The sequence below is a fragment of the Variovorax sp. Soil_C_12 genome, assembly GCF_057657375.1.
Window position 1 is genome coordinate 568,592 of record NZ_JBDGIO010000001.1, and the last position, 15,112, is coordinate 583,703.

The 15,112-nt window shown below is 67.8% G+C and carries 19 protein-coding genes; all 19 read right to left on the reverse strand.

Annotated features, from left to right (window positions below; all coding sequences use genetic code 11):
* Positions 1-250 precede the first annotated feature (250 nt).
* On the reverse strand, positions 251-364 hold the full coding sequence (locus tag AC3A6X_RS02900) for an ESPR-type extended signal peptide-containing protein (RefSeq protein ID WP_487840726.1): 114 nt from the start codon (positions 362-364) through the stop codon (positions 251-253).
* Positions 365-687: 323 nt separating this feature from the next.
* Positions 688-1,431, reverse strand: coding sequence for a 1-(5-phosphoribosyl)-5-[(5-phosphoribosylamino)methylideneamino]imidazole-4-carboxamide isomerase (hisA, locus tag AC3A6X_RS02905; RefSeq protein ID WP_106555016.1), 744 nt, complete (start codon positions 1,429-1,431; stop codon positions 688-690).
* Positions 1,432-1,483: 52 nt separating this feature from the next.
* Positions 1,484-2,140, reverse strand: a complete 657-nt coding sequence (gene hisH, locus AC3A6X_RS02910) for an imidazole glycerol phosphate synthase subunit HisH (RefSeq protein WP_487841087.1) — start codon at positions 2,138-2,140, stop codon at positions 1,484-1,486.
* Positions 2,137-2,772, reverse strand: coding sequence for an imidazoleglycerol-phosphate dehydratase HisB (gene hisB / locus AC3A6X_RS02915; RefSeq protein WP_487840727.1), 636 nt, complete (start codon positions 2,770-2,772; stop codon positions 2,137-2,139). Before hisB ends, hisH begins: the two co-directional genes overlap by 4 nt.
* Positions 2,769-3,863 carry a histidinol-phosphate transaminase gene (gene hisC / locus AC3A6X_RS02920; RefSeq protein ID WP_487840728.1) on the reverse strand — a complete coding sequence of 365 codons (1,095 nt, stop codon included), beginning with the start codon at positions 3,861-3,863 and terminating at the stop codon, positions 2,769-2,771. Before hisC ends, hisB begins: the two co-directional genes overlap by 4 nt.
* 5 nt (positions 3,864-3,868) lie before the next feature.
* Positions 3,869-4,234 (reverse strand): hypothetical protein, encoded by a 366-nt coding sequence (locus AC3A6X_RS02925; RefSeq protein WP_309964942.1) that lies wholly within the window; start codon positions 4,232-4,234, stop codon positions 3,869-3,871.
* Positions 4,235-4,245: 11 nt separating this feature from the next.
* Positions 4,246-5,610 (reverse strand): histidinol dehydrogenase, encoded by a 1,365-nt coding sequence (hisD, locus tag AC3A6X_RS02930; RefSeq protein ID WP_487840729.1) that lies wholly within the window; start codon positions 5,608-5,610, stop codon positions 4,246-4,248.
* Position 5,611: 1 nt separating this feature from the next.
* The gene (hisG, locus tag AC3A6X_RS02935) at positions 5,612-6,253 is read right to left on the reverse strand and encodes an ATP phosphoribosyltransferase (RefSeq protein WP_487840730.1); all 642 of its coding nucleotides are present in this window, start codon (positions 6,251-6,253) and stop codon (positions 5,612-5,614) included.
* A complete protein-coding gene (gene murA, locus AC3A6X_RS02940; RefSeq protein WP_487840731.1) occupies positions 6,250-7,536 on the reverse strand; it encodes a UDP-N-acetylglucosamine 1-carboxyvinyltransferase in 1,287 nt (428 codons plus the stop codon). The genes hisG and murA overlap by 4 nt, the downstream gene beginning before the upstream one ends.
* A gap of 16 nt (positions 7,537-7,552) precedes the next feature.
* Complete coding sequence (locus tag AC3A6X_RS02945) at positions 7,553-7,795, reverse strand: BolA family protein (protein WP_106555023.1); 243 nt, start codon at positions 7,793-7,795, stop codon at positions 7,553-7,555.
* 13 nt (positions 7,796-7,808) lie between these two features.
* Positions 7,809-8,573 carry an ABC transporter permease gene (locus AC3A6X_RS02950; RefSeq protein ID WP_106555125.1) on the reverse strand — a complete coding sequence of 255 codons (765 nt, stop codon included), beginning with the start codon at positions 8,571-8,573 and terminating at the stop codon, positions 7,809-7,811.
* Positions 8,573-9,520: an ABC transporter ATP-binding protein gene (locus AC3A6X_RS02955; RefSeq protein WP_487840732.1), complete on the reverse strand. Its 948-nt coding sequence runs from the start codon at positions 9,518-9,520 to the stop codon at positions 8,573-8,575. Before AC3A6X_RS02955 ends, AC3A6X_RS02950 begins: the two co-directional genes overlap by 1 nt.
* A 64-nt stretch (positions 9,521-9,584) precedes the next feature.
* Positions 9,585-9,857 carry an STAS domain-containing protein gene (locus tag AC3A6X_RS02960; RefSeq protein WP_487840733.1) on the reverse strand — a complete coding sequence of 91 codons (273 nt, stop codon included), beginning with the start codon at positions 9,855-9,857 and terminating at the stop codon, positions 9,585-9,587.
* A gap of 10 nt (positions 9,858-9,867) precedes the next feature.
* The gene (locus AC3A6X_RS02965; RefSeq protein ID WP_487841088.1) at positions 9,868-10,479 is read right to left on the reverse strand and encodes an MlaC/ttg2D family ABC transporter substrate-binding protein; all 612 of its coding nucleotides are present in this window, start codon (positions 10,477-10,479) and stop codon (positions 9,868-9,870) included.
* 163 nt (positions 10,480-10,642) lie between these two features.
* On the reverse strand, positions 10,643-11,332 hold the full coding sequence (locus AC3A6X_RS02970; protein WP_487841089.1) for an MlaA family lipoprotein: 690 nt from the start codon (positions 11,330-11,332) through the stop codon (positions 10,643-10,645).
* Between the two features lie 53 nt (positions 11,333-11,385).
* Entirely contained in the window at positions 11,386-11,874 is a 489-nt protein-coding gene (mlaD, locus tag AC3A6X_RS02975) for an outer membrane lipid asymmetry maintenance protein MlaD (protein ID WP_487840734.1), read from the reverse strand.
* 17 nt (positions 11,875-11,891) lie between these two features.
* The gene (gene mlaE, locus AC3A6X_RS02980) at positions 11,892-12,674 is read right to left on the reverse strand and encodes a lipid asymmetry maintenance ABC transporter permease subunit MlaE (RefSeq protein WP_309964930.1); all 783 of its coding nucleotides are present in this window, start codon (positions 12,672-12,674) and stop codon (positions 11,892-11,894) included.
* A complete protein-coding gene (locus tag AC3A6X_RS02985; RefSeq protein ID WP_487840735.1) occupies positions 12,671-13,495 on the reverse strand; it encodes an ABC transporter ATP-binding protein in 825 nt (274 codons plus the stop codon). Before AC3A6X_RS02985 ends, mlaE begins: the two co-directional genes overlap by 4 nt.
* A gap of 124 nt (positions 13,496-13,619) precedes the next feature.
* Positions 13,620-15,098, reverse strand: a complete 1,479-nt coding sequence (locus AC3A6X_RS02990; protein WP_487841090.1) for a glutamate synthase subunit beta — start codon at positions 15,096-15,098, stop codon at positions 13,620-13,622.
* Positions 15,099-15,112: the final 14 nt, after the last annotated feature.

Below are 15,112 nucleotides of genomic sequence, written 5' to 3' on the forward strand. Positions count from 1 at the left end.
GTGGTGGTGCCCGAGCCGATGAAGAAGCCTCGGAACTGGCCGGCGCCATCAAGCGCGAAGCGCTGGCCGGTGGGGCTCGTGCCGTTGATGGTTACGTCGCGCTCCAGCACCGGCAGATTCCCGCTCAACGTGATGGAGGCCGTGAGATCGATGGCCGCGTCGTTGCCTGTGATGCAGGCGGCCAGCTCGGCGGTGCTGCCTGCAGTACACGCATAGGCGGCAGGCATACCCGCGCACAAGATAGCGGCCGTCAGCGCCGAAGCCCTCGCAATGCCGCTGCGCTTGCCCGCGCACGGGTGTTCTCGGGGGCGGCAACCCAGGCGCCTAGTGCGGAGTTCCAAAGGCTGCGATGCGTTCTGTTCATTGGGGGGAGTTCACGGGTCGTTCAGGGACCCACGCGCGCGGCGCGCACGTGGCGGGCACGCCGCCTGAGCGTGGGCCGTGCGCCCCCGTACACACGCCGGAAGCTCAGGCCGCAGTTCGTGAAACCCGGAGGGGCCGAGGAATGCTAGGAATTCCTGGCAGCGCAGTCGGACCGGAGCGACAAAAAGCGAGAATTCATTCGCAGTCCGGCACGCCGGCCCATCCGAGACCTGCCTCTGCAGAAAGGGGCGCCAGAAAAACAAAGGGCACGCGATGCGTGCCCTGTAGAGCGCCCGGCGAAGCGCGCGACGCCTGTTCGCAGGACTACTGTTCGGCGAGCTCGTCGGCTCGCGCTTGCGCGGCCGCGAAATCCAGGTCGCCCGAATAGATCGCACGCCCGCAGATCACGCCCTCGATGCCATCGGCCTCGACGGCGCAGAGCTTGTCGATGTCGGCCATGTTAGACAGCCCGCCGGAAGCGATGACCGGGATGGTGAGTGCCTGTGCCAGCTTCACCGTCGCATCGATGTTGATGCCCGAGAGCATGCCGTCGCGGCCGATGTCGGTGTAGATGATCGACTCGACGCCGTAGTCCTCGAACTTCTTGCCGAGGTCGGCCACCTCGTGGCCGGTGAGCTTGCTCCAGCCGTCGGTGGCGACCTTGCCGTCCTTCGCGTCGAGGCCGACGATGATGTGGCCGCCGAAGGCACTGCAGGCGTCCTTCAAAAAGCCCGGGTTCTTGACCGCGGCGGTGCCGATGATCACGTAGCGCAGGCCGTCGTCGATGTAGCGCTCGATGGTGTCGAGGTCGCGGATGCCGCCGCCCAACTGCACGGGGATGTCGTCGCCCACCTCCCGCAGGATCGCCTTGATCGCGGCGTGGTTCTGCGGCTTGCCCGCGAACGCGCCGTTCAGGTCGACCAGGTGCAGCCGCCGCGCACCGGCCTCGATCCACTGGCGCGCCATGGCGGCCGGGTCTTCGCTGAAGATGGTGGACTGGGCCATGTCGCCTTGCTTGAGGCGAACGCAGTGGCCATCCTTGAGGTCAATCGCGGGAATAAGGAGCATGGTGCGGGATTTGCGCAGGGCGCGAGCGATGAAGCGCAGCGAAAAAACTGCTTCAGGGATTCCAGTGGAGAAAGTTTCGGTACAGCTGCAACCCATGGTCCGCGCTCTTCTCGGGGTGGAACTGGGTCGCAAAAATATTATCGCGTGCAATGGCGGCGGTAAAGCGATCGCCGTATTCCGCCTCGCCCGCGCTGTGGAGGGCATCGGCCGGCCGGGCGTAGAAGCTGTGGACGAAATAGAAGTAGCTGCCGTCCGGCACCCCGGCCCACACCGGGTGCGGCCGGGTCTGCAGCACCTGGTTCCAGCCCATCTGGGGGACCTTGTAGCGGCTGCCGTCGGGCTGGGTGCGGCCGGCGAGCTCGAACTTGAGCACGCGGCCGGGGATCAGGCCGAGGCCCTCGGTCGGGCCCTCGTCGCTGGCCGACAGCAGCATCTGCATGCCCACGCAGACCCCGAAAAGAGGCTTGGAAGCCGCCGCCTCCAGCACCGATTCCTGCAGGCCGGAGTCGCGCAGCTCGCGCATGCAGTCGGGCATGGCGCCCTGGCCCGGCAGCACCACGCGGGTGGCGCGGCGCACCACCTCGGGGTCGGCGGTCACGAAGACTTCCACCCCGACCTGGTCGGCCGCATGCTGCACCGCCTGCGAGACGGAGCGCAGGTTGCCCATGCCGTAGTCGACGACGGCGACCGTGTTTTTGCTGCTGCTCAGAGGGAACCCTTGGTCGAAGGAATGACGCCGGCCGAGCGCGGATCGAGCTCGAGCGCGGCCCGCAGCGCGCGCGCGAAGGCCTTGAAGACGGTCTCGCACTGGTGATGCGCATTGACGCCCTTGAGGTTGTCGATGTGCAGGGTGACGAAGGCGTGGTTGGCGAAGCCCTGGAAGAACTCGTAGGTGAGCTGGCTGTCGAAGCCGCCGATCATGCCGCTGGTGAAGGGCACGTGCATCACCAGGCCGGGCCGGCCGGAGAAGTCGATCACCACGCGGCTGAGCGCTTCGTCCAGCGGCACGTAGGCATGGCCGTAGCGGCGGATGCCCTTCTTGTCGCCGACGGCCTTGGAGACGGCCTGGCCCAGGGTGATGCCCACGTCCTCGACCGTGTGGTGGCCGTCGATGTGCAAATCGCCCTGGCAGTCGATCTCGAGGTCGATCAGGCCGTGGCGGGCGATCTGGTCCAGCATGTGGTCGAAGAAGCCGATCCCGGTCGAGAGCTTCGAGCGGCCGCTGCCGTCGAGGTTGACCGACACCGTGATCTTCGTCTCGGCCGTGTTGCGCGTGACGGAAGCAGCCCGCGCGCCAGCAGCGGCGGAGACGACGGGTTCGGGGGCCGAGGGGGTATTCATAGCGAGGCTTCGAGGGCCGCGAGCATCCTGGCATTCTCGTCGGCGGTTCCGACGGTCAGGCGCAGGCAGTTCGCGAGCAATGGGTGCATTTTAGAAACGTTCTTGATCAGCACTCCGCGCGCCTTCATGCCCTCGAAGGTCCTGGCGGCATCCGGCACGCGCACCAGGATCATGTTGGCGTCGCTGGGCCAGCTCTTGACCGCCGGGAGGCGGGCCAGCGCCCGGGCGATGCGGGCGCGCTCGGCGCGAATTTGGGCCGCCTGCTGCGCGAACACCTCGGCATGCTCGAGCGCGAAAAGCGCGCACTCGCAGTTCAGCACGCTGATGTTGTAGGGCGGGCGAACCTTGTCCACCTCGGCGATCAGCGCCTGGGGCCCGACCAGGTAGCCCAGGCGCACGCCCGCCAGCCCGAACTTGCTGAGGGTGCGCATCAGCAGCACATGGCCGTGGCGCGCGACGCGGTCGATGTAGCTGCGGGCCGCGAAGGGCTGGTAGGCCTCGTCGATCACGACCAGGCCGCCCTGGACGCCCTGGGCCTGGACGATCTTCTCGATCGCGGCGTCGTCCCACAGGTTGGCGGTCGGGTTGTTGGGATAGGCCAGGTAGACGATGGCCGGCTTCTCGCGCGCGATGGCCGCGAGCATGGCGGCCTCGTCGAGCTCGAAATCGGCCGTGAGCGGCACGCCGACGAAGCGCAGGCCCTGCAGCCGGGCGCTCATCGCGTACATCACGAAGCCGGGCTCGGGCGCGAGCACGGCGGCCCCGGGAAGGTCGCAGGCCATGGCGAGCAGCGAAATCAGCTCGTCCGAGCCGTTGCCGAGCATCAGGCCGAAGCCTTCCGGCACGCCGGCGTAGGCGGCCAGCGCGCGCTGCAGGTCGGCGCTGCGCGGGCCGGGATAGCGGTTCAGCGCCAGCGCACCCAGGCGCTCGCCCAGCGCGGCCTGCAGCGCGGGCGGCAGGCCGTGGGGGTTCTCCATGGCGTCGAGCTTGAGCAGGCCGCGCGCGTCCTGCACGGCGTAGGCATGCATGGACTGGACGTCGGCGCGGATGCGGCCGAGGGCGCGGGTGGTGTCGTCGGGAGCGGAAGTCATTCGATTCAAGGACAGCGGTAGCTGTTGCGCAGGGCGGCGGAGATCACCAGTTGCACCGGCATGTCGGCCTCGTAGCTGTCGGCGTTGCGTGTCAGTTCGGTCTGGTAGAGCATGCGCGCCATCGCAGGCTCGAGCCGGCGGCCGTTGACGCAGAACAGCGGCTTCTGCCCGGCGCGCTGCTCGGCCTCGCTGGCTTCGCGCAGGCCCTCGACCACCCCGACCAGGTAGTAGTTGGCGTAGATCTTGCCGTCCTTCTCGTTGGCTTCGAGCAAGCGCAGCTCGCGAATGCTCATGGCCTGGCAGGCGGCGCCGGCGGCCACCAGGCCCAGGAGGACCAGGCAGCGGACGGACCGGAGCGTCGGGATCGCCATGCCCGCCCCCCTCAACGCAGACGCATGCGGGCGGCCTCGGCGTGCGCCGGCAGGCCCTCCCCTTCAGCCAGGGTCACGGCGATCCGGCCCAGCGGCTGCGCACCCGCCTCGCTGACCTCGATCAGGCTGGATCGCTTCTGGAAGTCGTAGACGCCCAGCGGCGAGCTGAAGCGCGCGGTGCCGCTGGTGGGCAGCACGTGATTGGGGCCTGCGCAGTAGTCGCCCAGGCTTTCGCTGGTGTAGGCGCCGAGGAAGATCGCGCCGGCATGCTTGAGCAGCGGCTCCCAGCGGTGCGGCTCGCGGCTGCTGACCTCCAGGTGCTCGGGCGCGATGCGGTTGCTGATGGCGCAGGCCTCTTCCATGCTCTTGGTGTGGATCAGCGCGCCACGGCCATTGAGCGAGGCGGCGATGATCGCGGCACGCGGCATCGTGGGCAGCAGGCGGTCGATCTCTTGCTGCACCTGCTCGATGTAGGCGGCGTCGGGACACAGCAGGATGCTCTGCGCGAGCTCGTCGTGCTCGGCCTGGCTGAAGAGATCCATCGCAACCCACTCAGGCGGCGTGCTGCCGTCGGCCAGCACCAGGATCTCGCTCGGGCCCGCGATCATGTCGATGCCCACGGTGCCGAACACCCGGCGCTTGGCGGCCGCCACGTAGGCATTGCCGGGACCGGTGATCTTGTCGACGGCCGGGAGGGTGGCGGTGCCGTAGGCCAGCGCGGCCACGGCCTGCGCACCGCCGATGGTGAAGGCGCGCGTCACGCCGGCCACGTGGGCGGCGGCGAGCACGAGAACATTGCGCTCGCCCTTGGCGGATGCCTCGCTGCCCGAGCCCCCGGTGGCGACGCTTCCCTTGGCCGGCGTCGGGACGGCCATGATGATCTCGGCCACGCCGGCCACGTGCGCGGGAATCGCGTTCATCAACAGGCTGGACGGGTACGCCGCCTTGCCGCCCGGCACATAGATGCCCACGCGATCCAGCGGCGTGACCTTCTGGCCCAGCAGCGTGCCGTCGGCGTCGCGGTAGCTCCAGCTCTCGCCGCTGGCCTTCTTTTGTGCCTCGTGGTAGCTGCGGATCCGCTCGGCCGCCATGCGCAACGCGTCCCGCTGCACTGCAGGGAGCGAATCGAAGGCGGCCTTGAAGTCCGCTTGCGTCAGCTCCAGCTGCTGCACCGACCCGGCCTCCAGGCCATCGAAGCGCCGCGTGTACTCGAGCACCGCGGCATCGCCGCGCCGGCGCACATCGGCCAGGATGTCGGCCACCACCTGCTCGATCGCGGCGTCGGTGTCGGCCGACCAATGCAGCCGCGCCTGGAAATCGGCTTCGAAGCCGGCGGCGGCGGTCGACAGGCGGGCGGGAGTGGCTTTCACGTTCATGTCAGGCGGAGGGGATGGCGGCGGCAAAGGCGTCGATGATGTGCCGGATCGGCGCCTGCTTGAGCTTGAGCGCGGCCTGGTTGACCACCAGGCGCGCGCTGATGTCCATGATGCGCTCGACCTCGACCAGGTGGTTGGCCTTGAGCGTGTTGCCGGTCGACACCAGGTCGACGATGGCATCGGCCAGGCCGGTGAGCGGCGCCAGCTCCATGCTGCCGTAGAGCTTGATCAGGTCCACGTGCACGCCCTTGCTGGCGAAGAACTCGCGCGCCAGGCCGACGTACTTGGTCGCGACCTTGATGCGCGAGCCCTGGCGCACGGCCGAGGCGTAGTCGTAGTCGGCGCGCACTGCCACGCTCAGGCGACAGGCGGCGATGCGCAGGTCCAGCGGCTGGTACAAGCCCTGGTTGCCGTGCTCGAGCAGCACGTCCGCCCCGGTCACGCCCAGGTCGGCGCCGCCGTACTGCACGTAGGTGGGCACGTCCGAGGCGCGCACCAGCACCACGCGCACCTCGGGGCGGGAGGTCGCGAGGATGAGCTTGCGCGATTTCTCGGGGTCCTCGCTGACCTCGATGCCGGCCGCCGCCAGCAGCGGCAGCGTCTCGTCGAAGATGCGTCCCTTGGACAGCGCGAGCGTGATCACGGCTGGTACTCCGCCGGGCCGGCCACGCGCTCGATGTCGGCGCCCAGGCCGCGCAGCTTGCTTTCCATGCGGTCGTAGCCGCGGTCCAGGTGGTAGATGCGGTCGACCAGGGTCTCGCCCTCGGCCACCAGGCCGGCGATCACCAGGCTGGCGGAGGCGCGCAGGTCGGTCGCCATGACGGTGGCGCCGGAGAGCTGATGCACGCCCTCGATCACCGCCACCTTGCCGTCGGTCTGGATCTTGGCGCCCAGGCGCAGCATCTCGTCCACGTGCATGAAGCGGTTCTCGAAGATGGTCTCGGTCACGGTCGAGGTGCCGTCGGCGATCACGTTGAGCGCCATGAACTGGGCCTGCATGTCGGTGGGGAAGCCCGGGTACTCGGTGGTGCGGAAGCTTTGCGCCTTCAGGCGGCCCTGGCTGCGCACGCGGATGCCCTCTTCCACTGCGTCCACTTCCACGCCGGCCTCGCGCAGCTTCTCGATCACGGCGTCGAGGTGGTCGGCGCGGCCGTGGCGCAGCAGCACCTCGCCGCCGGTGGCGGCCACGGCGCAGAGAAAGGTGCCGGCCTCGATGCGGTCGGCCACCACGCGGTGGTTGCAGCCCTGGAGCTTCTCCACGCCCTGGATGCGGATGCGGCTGGTGCCGTGGCCTTCGATCTTCGCGCCCATCTCGATCAGCATCTCGGCCAGGTCGGTGATCTCGGGTTCCTGCGCGGCGTTCTCGAGCACGGTCTCGCCCTCGGCGAGCGCGGCGGCCATCAGGAAGTTCTCGGTGCCGGTGACGGTCACCATGTCGGTGGTGATGCGCGCGCCGTGCAGGCGCCGGCGCCCGCCCCCGATGCTCGCCACCATGTAGCCGTGCTCGACGACGATCTCGGCGCCCATGGCCTGCAGGCCCTTGATGTGCTGGTCGACCGGGCGCGAGCCGATGGCGCAGCCGCCCGGCAGCGAGACCCTGGCCTTGCCGAAGCGGGCCAGCAGCGGCCCCAGCGCGAGCACCGAGGCCCGCATCGTCTTCACCAGCTCGTAGGGTGCCTCGGGCGTGTGCAGCGGGCCGGCATCGAGGCGCACCGTGCCGTTGTCGTCGCGCTCGGCCGCCACGCCCATGTTGCGCAGCAGCTTGAGCATGGTCGTGACGTCGTTGAGGCGCGGCACGTTGTGCAGGGTGACCGGGCGGTCGCTCAGGAGCGCCGCGCACAGCTCCGGCAGGGCCGCGTTCTTCGCGCCGGAAATGAGCACTTCGCCGCGGAGCTGGCGCCCGCCGCGAATCAGGAGTTTGTCCATCAAAGGTCCGAGAAAACTAGGAGTTTTGGGCTGCCCATTCCGCGGGCGTGTAGGTCTTCATCGAAAGCGCATGCACCTCGTCCGTGTGCATTTTGGCACCCAAGGTGGCGTACACGCGCTGGTGTCGCTGGATCGCGCGCTTGCCCTCGAACTCGGTGGAAACGATGGTGGCATACCAGTGGCGGCCATCGCCCTCGAGCGTGATGTGCTCGCAGGGGAGGCCGGCCTGGATGATGGATTGCAGCTCTTCGGCGGTCATGTCGTGGAAGGGGTCAGCCCCGGATCTTGTAGCCGATGCGCAGCAGGTGGATCGCGATCGCGCTCACCACCAGCCAGGCGCCGCCGACGATGGCCAGGCTCACCCAGGGCGAGATGTCGCTGACGCCGAAGAAGCCGTAGCGGAAGCCGTCGATCATGTAGAAGAAGGGGTTCAGGTGGCTCACCGTCTGCCAGAAGGCCGGCAGCGAATGGATGGAATAGAACACGCCCGAGAGGAAGGTCATGGGCATGATCAGGAAGTTCTGGAACACGGCCATCTGGTCGAACTTCTCGGCCCACAGCCCGGCGATCAGGCCCAGCGTGCCGAGTATGGCGGCGCCCAGGAAGGCGAAGACCACGATCCACAGCGGTGCGACGAAGCCGGGCACGGCAAAGAAGGCCGTCACCGCGAACACGCCCAAGCCCACCACCAGCCCGCGCACCACGGAGGAACCGACGTAAGCCAGGAACCACCCCCAGTGCGACAGCGGCGTGAGCAGGATGAAGACCAGGTTGCCCATGATCTTGCTCTGGATGATCGAGGACGAGCTGTTCGCGAAGGCGTTCTGCAGCACGCTCATCATCACCAGGCCCGGCACCAGGAAGGCGGTATAGCTGACCGAGCCGTAGACGGTGACGCGGCCTTCCAGCACATGGCCGAAGACCATCAGGTAGAGCAGCGCGGTGAGCACCGGTGCGCCCACGGTCTGGAAGCCGACCTTCCAGAAGCGCAGCGTTTCCTTGTAGAGCAGCGCGCGCCAGCCCAATGCGTGAACCATCATCGGGCCACCTCCAAGGGCGTCTGCTCCCCGGCCATCAAGTCGATGAAGACGTCCTCGAGATCAGCCTTGCGCATCTCGACGTCTTCCACGTCGAGTCCGGCCTCGCGGATCGCGGCCAGCAACTGTTCGACCTCGCGTGCGTTCTGCGCCGGCAGCTGCACGATGCGCCCCGTGATGCGCGCATGCTGGGCCAGCTCCCAGGGCAGCATGCCGTCGGTCTTGAATCGCAGCACGTTGCTGGCGGCCGAGCGCAGCAGCTCGCTGGTGCGGTCCAGCGCGATCACGCGGCCCTGCTTGAGCATCGCGATGCGGTTGCACAGCGCCTCGGCCTCCTCCAGGTAGTGCGTGGTCAGGAGAACGGTGCTGCCCTGCTTGTTGAGCTTGGCGACGAACTGCCACAGGGTCTGCCGCAGTTCGACGTCGACGCCCGCGGTGGGCTCGTCCAGCACGATGACCGGTGGCTTGTGCACCAGCGCCTGCGCCACCAGCACGCGCCGCTTCATGCCACCGGAGAGCTGGCGCATGTTGGCGCCGGCCTTGTCGGCCAGGCCCAGGCTGCTCAGGAGCTCGTCGATCCAGGCGTCGTTGTTCTTGATGCCGAAGTAGCCCGACTGGATGCGCAACGATTCGCGCACGTTGAAGAAGGGATCGAAGACCAGCTCCTGCGGCACCACGCCGAGCGCCCGGCGTGCCTGCCCGTATTCGCGCTGGACGTCGAAGCCGTGGACGCTGATGGTGCCCGCGCTCGGCCTGGACAGGCCGGCCAGCATGCTGATCAGCGTGGTCTTGCCGGCGCCGTTGGGGCCCAGAAGACCGAAGAACTCGCCTTCCTCGATCTGGAACGTGACCCCGTCGACGGCACGCAGCCCAGGTTTTCCCTGGGCACGCTGTTGGCGCGAGGCAGGATAGGTCTTGGAGACCGATTGGAAGGAGATCGCAGGCATGGGAGCCCGCGATTTTAGGGCCCTGCCATTTTTCCGCTTCCGGGCGCCATAAAGGCCCGCCGGATCAGGGCGCAGCGGGAAGAAGGCCTGCCACGCCGTACAGCGACGCGAGTTTGCGCAGGCGCGGCGGCAGCCCCTTCACCGCGAAGCCGCGGCCCAGCGCTCCGGCTTCGCGCCGGCATTCGAGCAGCACCGCGAGGGCCGACGAATCGAACTGCGCGAGCGCGCTGGCATCGACCACCATCGACGAGGCGGCCTGCCCCGCGAGCCCCTGGCGCAGCATGAGCACACAGGCCGGCGCTTCGTCATGCGTGAGCTTGGGCGGCAGGACCAGCATCGGGCTTGGCTCAGCTCTTGCCGTTGCGCTTGTTGCGCTCCGTCAGCGCAGCGATCAGGCCGTCGATGCCCTTGGCGTTGATCTCCTGCGCGAACTGGCTGCGGTAGGTATCGACCAGCCACACGCCCAGCACGTTGAGGTTGTAGATCTTCCAGCCACCCGCCTCGCCGGGCGTCTTCTCGAGCCGGTAGTCGAGTTGCACCGGGTCGCCGCTGCCGCGGACTTCCGTGCGCACCAGCACTTCCTTGTCGTCGGGCGAGCCGCGGAAGGGACGCACGACCACGCTTTGGTCGCTGACCTGGTCGAGCGCGCCGGCATAGGTGCGCACCAGCAGCTTCTTGAACTCTTCCTGCAGGCGCTGCTGCTGCTCGGGCGTGGCCTGGCGCCATGCCGGGCCGACGGCGGACGCGGTCATGCGCTGGAAGTTGACGTTCGGCATGATCTTGGTGTCGACCAGGACCATGATCTTGCTGACGTCACCGGCCTTGATCGACTTGTCGGCCTTGATGGTCTCGAGCACGTCGGTCGACAGCCGCTTGACCAGCGCGTCCGGCGCGTCGTCGGCGGCGTGGACCGGCCGCACGAAGGCGGCGGCGCCCGCGAGCAGCAGGCCGGCCAGCATCAGGCGTCCGACGGAGCGTCGTTGCAGGATCTGATTCATCGATGTTTCCCTTGTTGAAAGTTTCGGATCTTTGCGACCCGTTGCGAATTGGAGCTGAGGCCTGTGAACGGGGTTCCCGCTCCCGTGCAAAGCGCGCAACGGGATGCAAGCGCCGGACCGACGGTCAATTGCCCTCGTTGGGCAGGTCCCCGTCATGCACGTCGTTCTTCCGGCGCTGCAGGTAGGCATCGCGCGTGAAGGTGTATTTGTCGAGCGCCGCGTTGTCGAGCAGCTGGCTCGCACGCAGGAAGTTCGAGCGCGCGTCGATCACGCGAACAAAATAAAGCGAGTTGCGCCACGGGACGTCGTGGATCTGGTTGAGCAGGTCGCCCTGCCGATCGACGGTCAGGGCGGCCGTATCGCGCACGGTCGAAGAACCCAGCAGCGGCAGCACCAGGTACGGGCCGCTCGGCACGCCCCAGCGCCCCAGGGTCTGGCCGAAGTCTTCGGAGTGGCGGTCGATGCCGGCTTCGGTGGCGACATCCAGCAGCCCGCCGAGCCCGAAGACGGTGTTGACGTTCACGCGCATGAAGGTCTGGGCACTGTGCTCCAGCTTGAGCTGCATCACGCTGTTGGCAAAACTCCACACATCGGACAGGTTGCCGAAGAAGTTGTTGACCCCCGTGCGCACGAAGGAAGGCAAGGCTCGGCGATAGGCCGTCGCAGCCGGCACCAGCACGGCGTCGTCCACGACGTCGTTGAAACGCATGACGCCGCGGTTGAGAGGTTCGAACGGGTCGGCCGGATTGGTCTTGGGCCCGGAGGCGCAGCCGGTGGCCAGCGCCAGCGCTGCAATGGCGCCCAGGCCGCGCATGGCCGAGGCCGTGCCGCGCAGCGTGCGCGGCAGATCTTGGGGGAATCGTGGTTTCATTTCTTGTTGCTGCTGCCCGATGGCGTGCTGCCGTCAGCCGCCTTGCTGTAGAGAAACTGACCGATCAGGTTCTCCAGCACGACCGCCGACTGCGTCGCAGTGATGGTGTCACCGGCTTGAAGGTTCTTCTCCTCGGCGCCCGCCTCGATCCCGATGTACTGCTCGCCGAGCAGGCCACTGGTCAGGATCTTGAGGGAGCTGTCCTTGGGGAAACTGTAACGGCTCTGCAACGCGAGCGTGACGCTGGCCTGGAAATTCTTGTCGTCGAACGTGATCGATTCGACACGGCCGACCACCACGCCCGCACTCTTGACGGCGGTCTGCGGCTTGAGTCCGCCGATGTTGTCGAAGCGCGCGCTGACGGAGTAGGTCTTCTGGAAGTTCAGGCTCAGCAGATTGGCGGACTGCAGCGCGAGGAACAGCAGCGCTGCCGCGCCGATGAGCACGAACAGGCCGACCCAGACGTCATTCTTGGAACGTTGCATGGAGTGCCTTCATTTTTCTAGATACTGAACATCATGGCGGTGAGCAGGAAGTCGAGCCCCAGCACCGCGAGCGAGGCGACGACCACCGTGCGGGTGGTGGCGCGCGACACGCCCTCGGGCGTCGGCTGGGCCTCGAAGCCCTGCAGCAGTGCGATGAAGGTGACGGTGAAGCCGAAGACGATGCTCTTGACCACGCCGTTGCCCACGTCGCGCCAGACATCGACGCCGCTCTGCATCTGGCCCCAGAAGGCGCCCGGGTCGACGCCCAGCATCAGCACGCCGACGACCCAGCCGCCGATCACGCCGACCGCGCTGAACACGGCCGCCAAGAGCGGCATGGTGATCACGCCGGCCCAGAAGCGCGGCGCCAGGATGCGCTGCACCGGGTCGACCGCCATCATCTCCATGGCGCTGAGTTGCTCGCCGGCTTTCATGAGGCCGATCTCCGCGGTCAGCGAGGTGCCCGCGCGGCCCGCGAAGAGCAGGGCCGAGACCACGGGGCCGAGCTCGCGCACCAGGCTCAGTGCCACCAGCAGGCCCAGCGCTTCGGAGGAGCCGTAGCGCTGCAGCGTGTAATAGCCCTGCAGCCCGAGCACGAAGCCGACGAAGAGGCCGGAGACCGCGATGATGGCCAGCGAGTAATTGCCGAGAAAGTGGATCTGGTCGCGCACCAGGCCGAAGCGGCGCAGGCTGCGCGCGCCGCGCAGCGTGAGGCGCAGGAACAGGCGCGCGCCCATGCCGAGATCGCTCAGCTTGGAGCGCGCGGCGAATCCCAGATCGGCGGGCCGATACCAGGTCATCCCCGTTCCCCATGCGCGTTGTTGCCGAAGTCCTGCTCCACCGGGACGCCCGGATAGTGGAAATGCACCGGCCCGTCGGGCAGCGCATTGACGAACTGGTGGACCAGGGGATCGCCGCTCGCGCGCACCTCTTCGGGCCGGCCCTGCGCGGCGACGCCGCCGTTGGCCAGGATGACCACGTGGTCGGCGATGCGGAAGGTCTCTTCCAGATCGTGCGACACCACGACGCTGGTCAGGCCGAGTGTGTCGTTGAGCTGGCGGATCAGGCGCGCCGCGGTGCCGAGCGAGATCGGGTCGAGGCCGGCGAAGGGCTCGTCGTACATGACCAGGTCGGGGTCGAGGGCGATCGCCCGGGCCAACGCCACGCGCCGGGCCATGCCGCCGGAGACCTCGCTGGGCATCAGCTGGCGTGCGCCGCGCAGGCCGACGGCGTCGAGCTTCATGAGCACGATGTCGCGCACCAGCGCCTCGGGCAGCTTGGTGTGCTCGCGCAGCGGGAAGGCGACGTTGTCGAACACGCTCATGTCGGTGAACAGGGCACCGAACTGGAACAGCATGCCCATGCGGCGACGCGCGGCATAGAGCGCGTCGCTGCCCAGCTTGCCGATGTCCTGGCCGTCGAGCAGCACCTCGCCGCGCTGCGCGCGCACCTGGCCGCCGATGAGGCGCAGCACGGTGGTCTTGCCGCCGCCGGAAGCACCCATGAGCGCCGTCACCTTGCCGCGGGGCACGGTGAAGGAGACGCCGTCGAGGATCGCCCGCTCGCCGTAGCCGAAGCGGACATCGCGAAATTCAACCAGTGAGGACTCGGGTGGGTTCATGGACAACAGAAAAGCCGGGGCGCCTGAGGCATCCCCGGCTCGCGGTAGCCATCCATGATAAATGAAGCACAGGACGTGCCCATCCACCGAAGTAGGGGGCTAATCTCCGCCTAATTCAGCGCATTCAACGAGGCAGGTCGCTGTAGCCCATGAGGAACTCGTCGACCGCGCGCGCCGCCTGGCGGCCTTCGCGGATCGCCCAGACCACCAGCGACTGCCCGCGGCGGATGTCACCGGCGGCGAACACCTTGGGCACGTTGGTCGCATAGCCACCGACGAAGTCGACGCCGGCCTTGGCGTTGCCGCGGCCGTCCTTTTCGACGCCGAAAGCGTCCAGCACGCCGGCAACCGGGCTCACGAAGCCCATGGCCAGCAGCACCAGGTCGGCCTTCAGCACCGTCTCGGTGCCGGGGACCTCGACCATCTTGCCGTCCTTCCACTCGACGCGCACGGTCTTGAGGCCGGTGACCTTGCCCTTCTCGCCGATGAATTCCTTGGTGGAGATCGCGAACTCGCGCTCGCATCCCTCCTCGTGGCTGGAGCTGGTGCGCAGCTTGTAGGGCCAGTAGGGCCAGGTCATCGGCCGGTTTTCTTCTTCCGGCGGCTGCGGCATCAGCTCGAACTGGGTGACGCTGGCGGCGCCATGGCGGTTGCTGGTGCCCACGCAGTCGGAGCCGGTATCACCCCCGCCGATCACGATCACGTGCTTGCCGTCGGCACGGATCTGGCCCTTGACCTTGTCGCCCGCATTGACCTTGTTCTGCTGCGGCAGGAATTCCATCGCGAAATGGATGCCATCCAGATCGCGCCCCGGCACCGGCAGGTCGCGCGACTGCTCGGCGCCGCCGGTCAGCACCACGGCGTCGAATTCCTTGTCGAGCTGCTCGGGCGTCACCGTTTCCTTGGCCCAGTTGGTGACCTTGGAGCCCTTGCCCAGCGGGTCCTTCGCGGCGCCGACCACCACGCCGGTGCGGAACACCACGCCCTCGGCCTTCATCTGCTCGACGCGGCGGTCGATGTGGGTCTTCTCCATCTTGAAGTCGGGGATGCCGTAGCGCAGCAGGCCGCCGATGCGGTCGTTCTTCTCGAACAGGGTAACGTCGTGGCCGACGCGCGCGAGCTGCTGTGCGGCCGCCATGCCGGCCGGGCCGGAGCCCACCACGGCAACCTTCTTGCCGGTCTTGTGCTTGGCCGGACGCGGGACGACCCACTCTTCCTGCCAGGCGCGGTTGACGATCGCGTGCTCGATGGACTTGATGCCCACAGGATCGTCGTTCACGTTGAGCACGCAGGCCGCCTCGCACGGTGCGGGGCAGATGCGGCCGGTGAACTCGGGGAAGTTGTTGGTCGAGTCCAGCACCGCGAAGGCGCTCTGCCAGTCGTTGCGGTAGACCAGGTCGTTGAAGTCCGGAATGATGTTGTTGACCGGGCAGCCGCTGTTGCAGAAGGGCGTGCCGCAGTCCATGCAGCGCGCGCCTTGCACCTTGGCCTGCTGCGCATCGAGGCCGATGACGAATTCCTTGTGATGCTTGACGCGCTCCTCGACGGGCTTGTAGCCCTCCTCGATGCGCTCATGCTCCATGAAGCCGGTGATCTTTCCCATCGTGATGTCCTGGT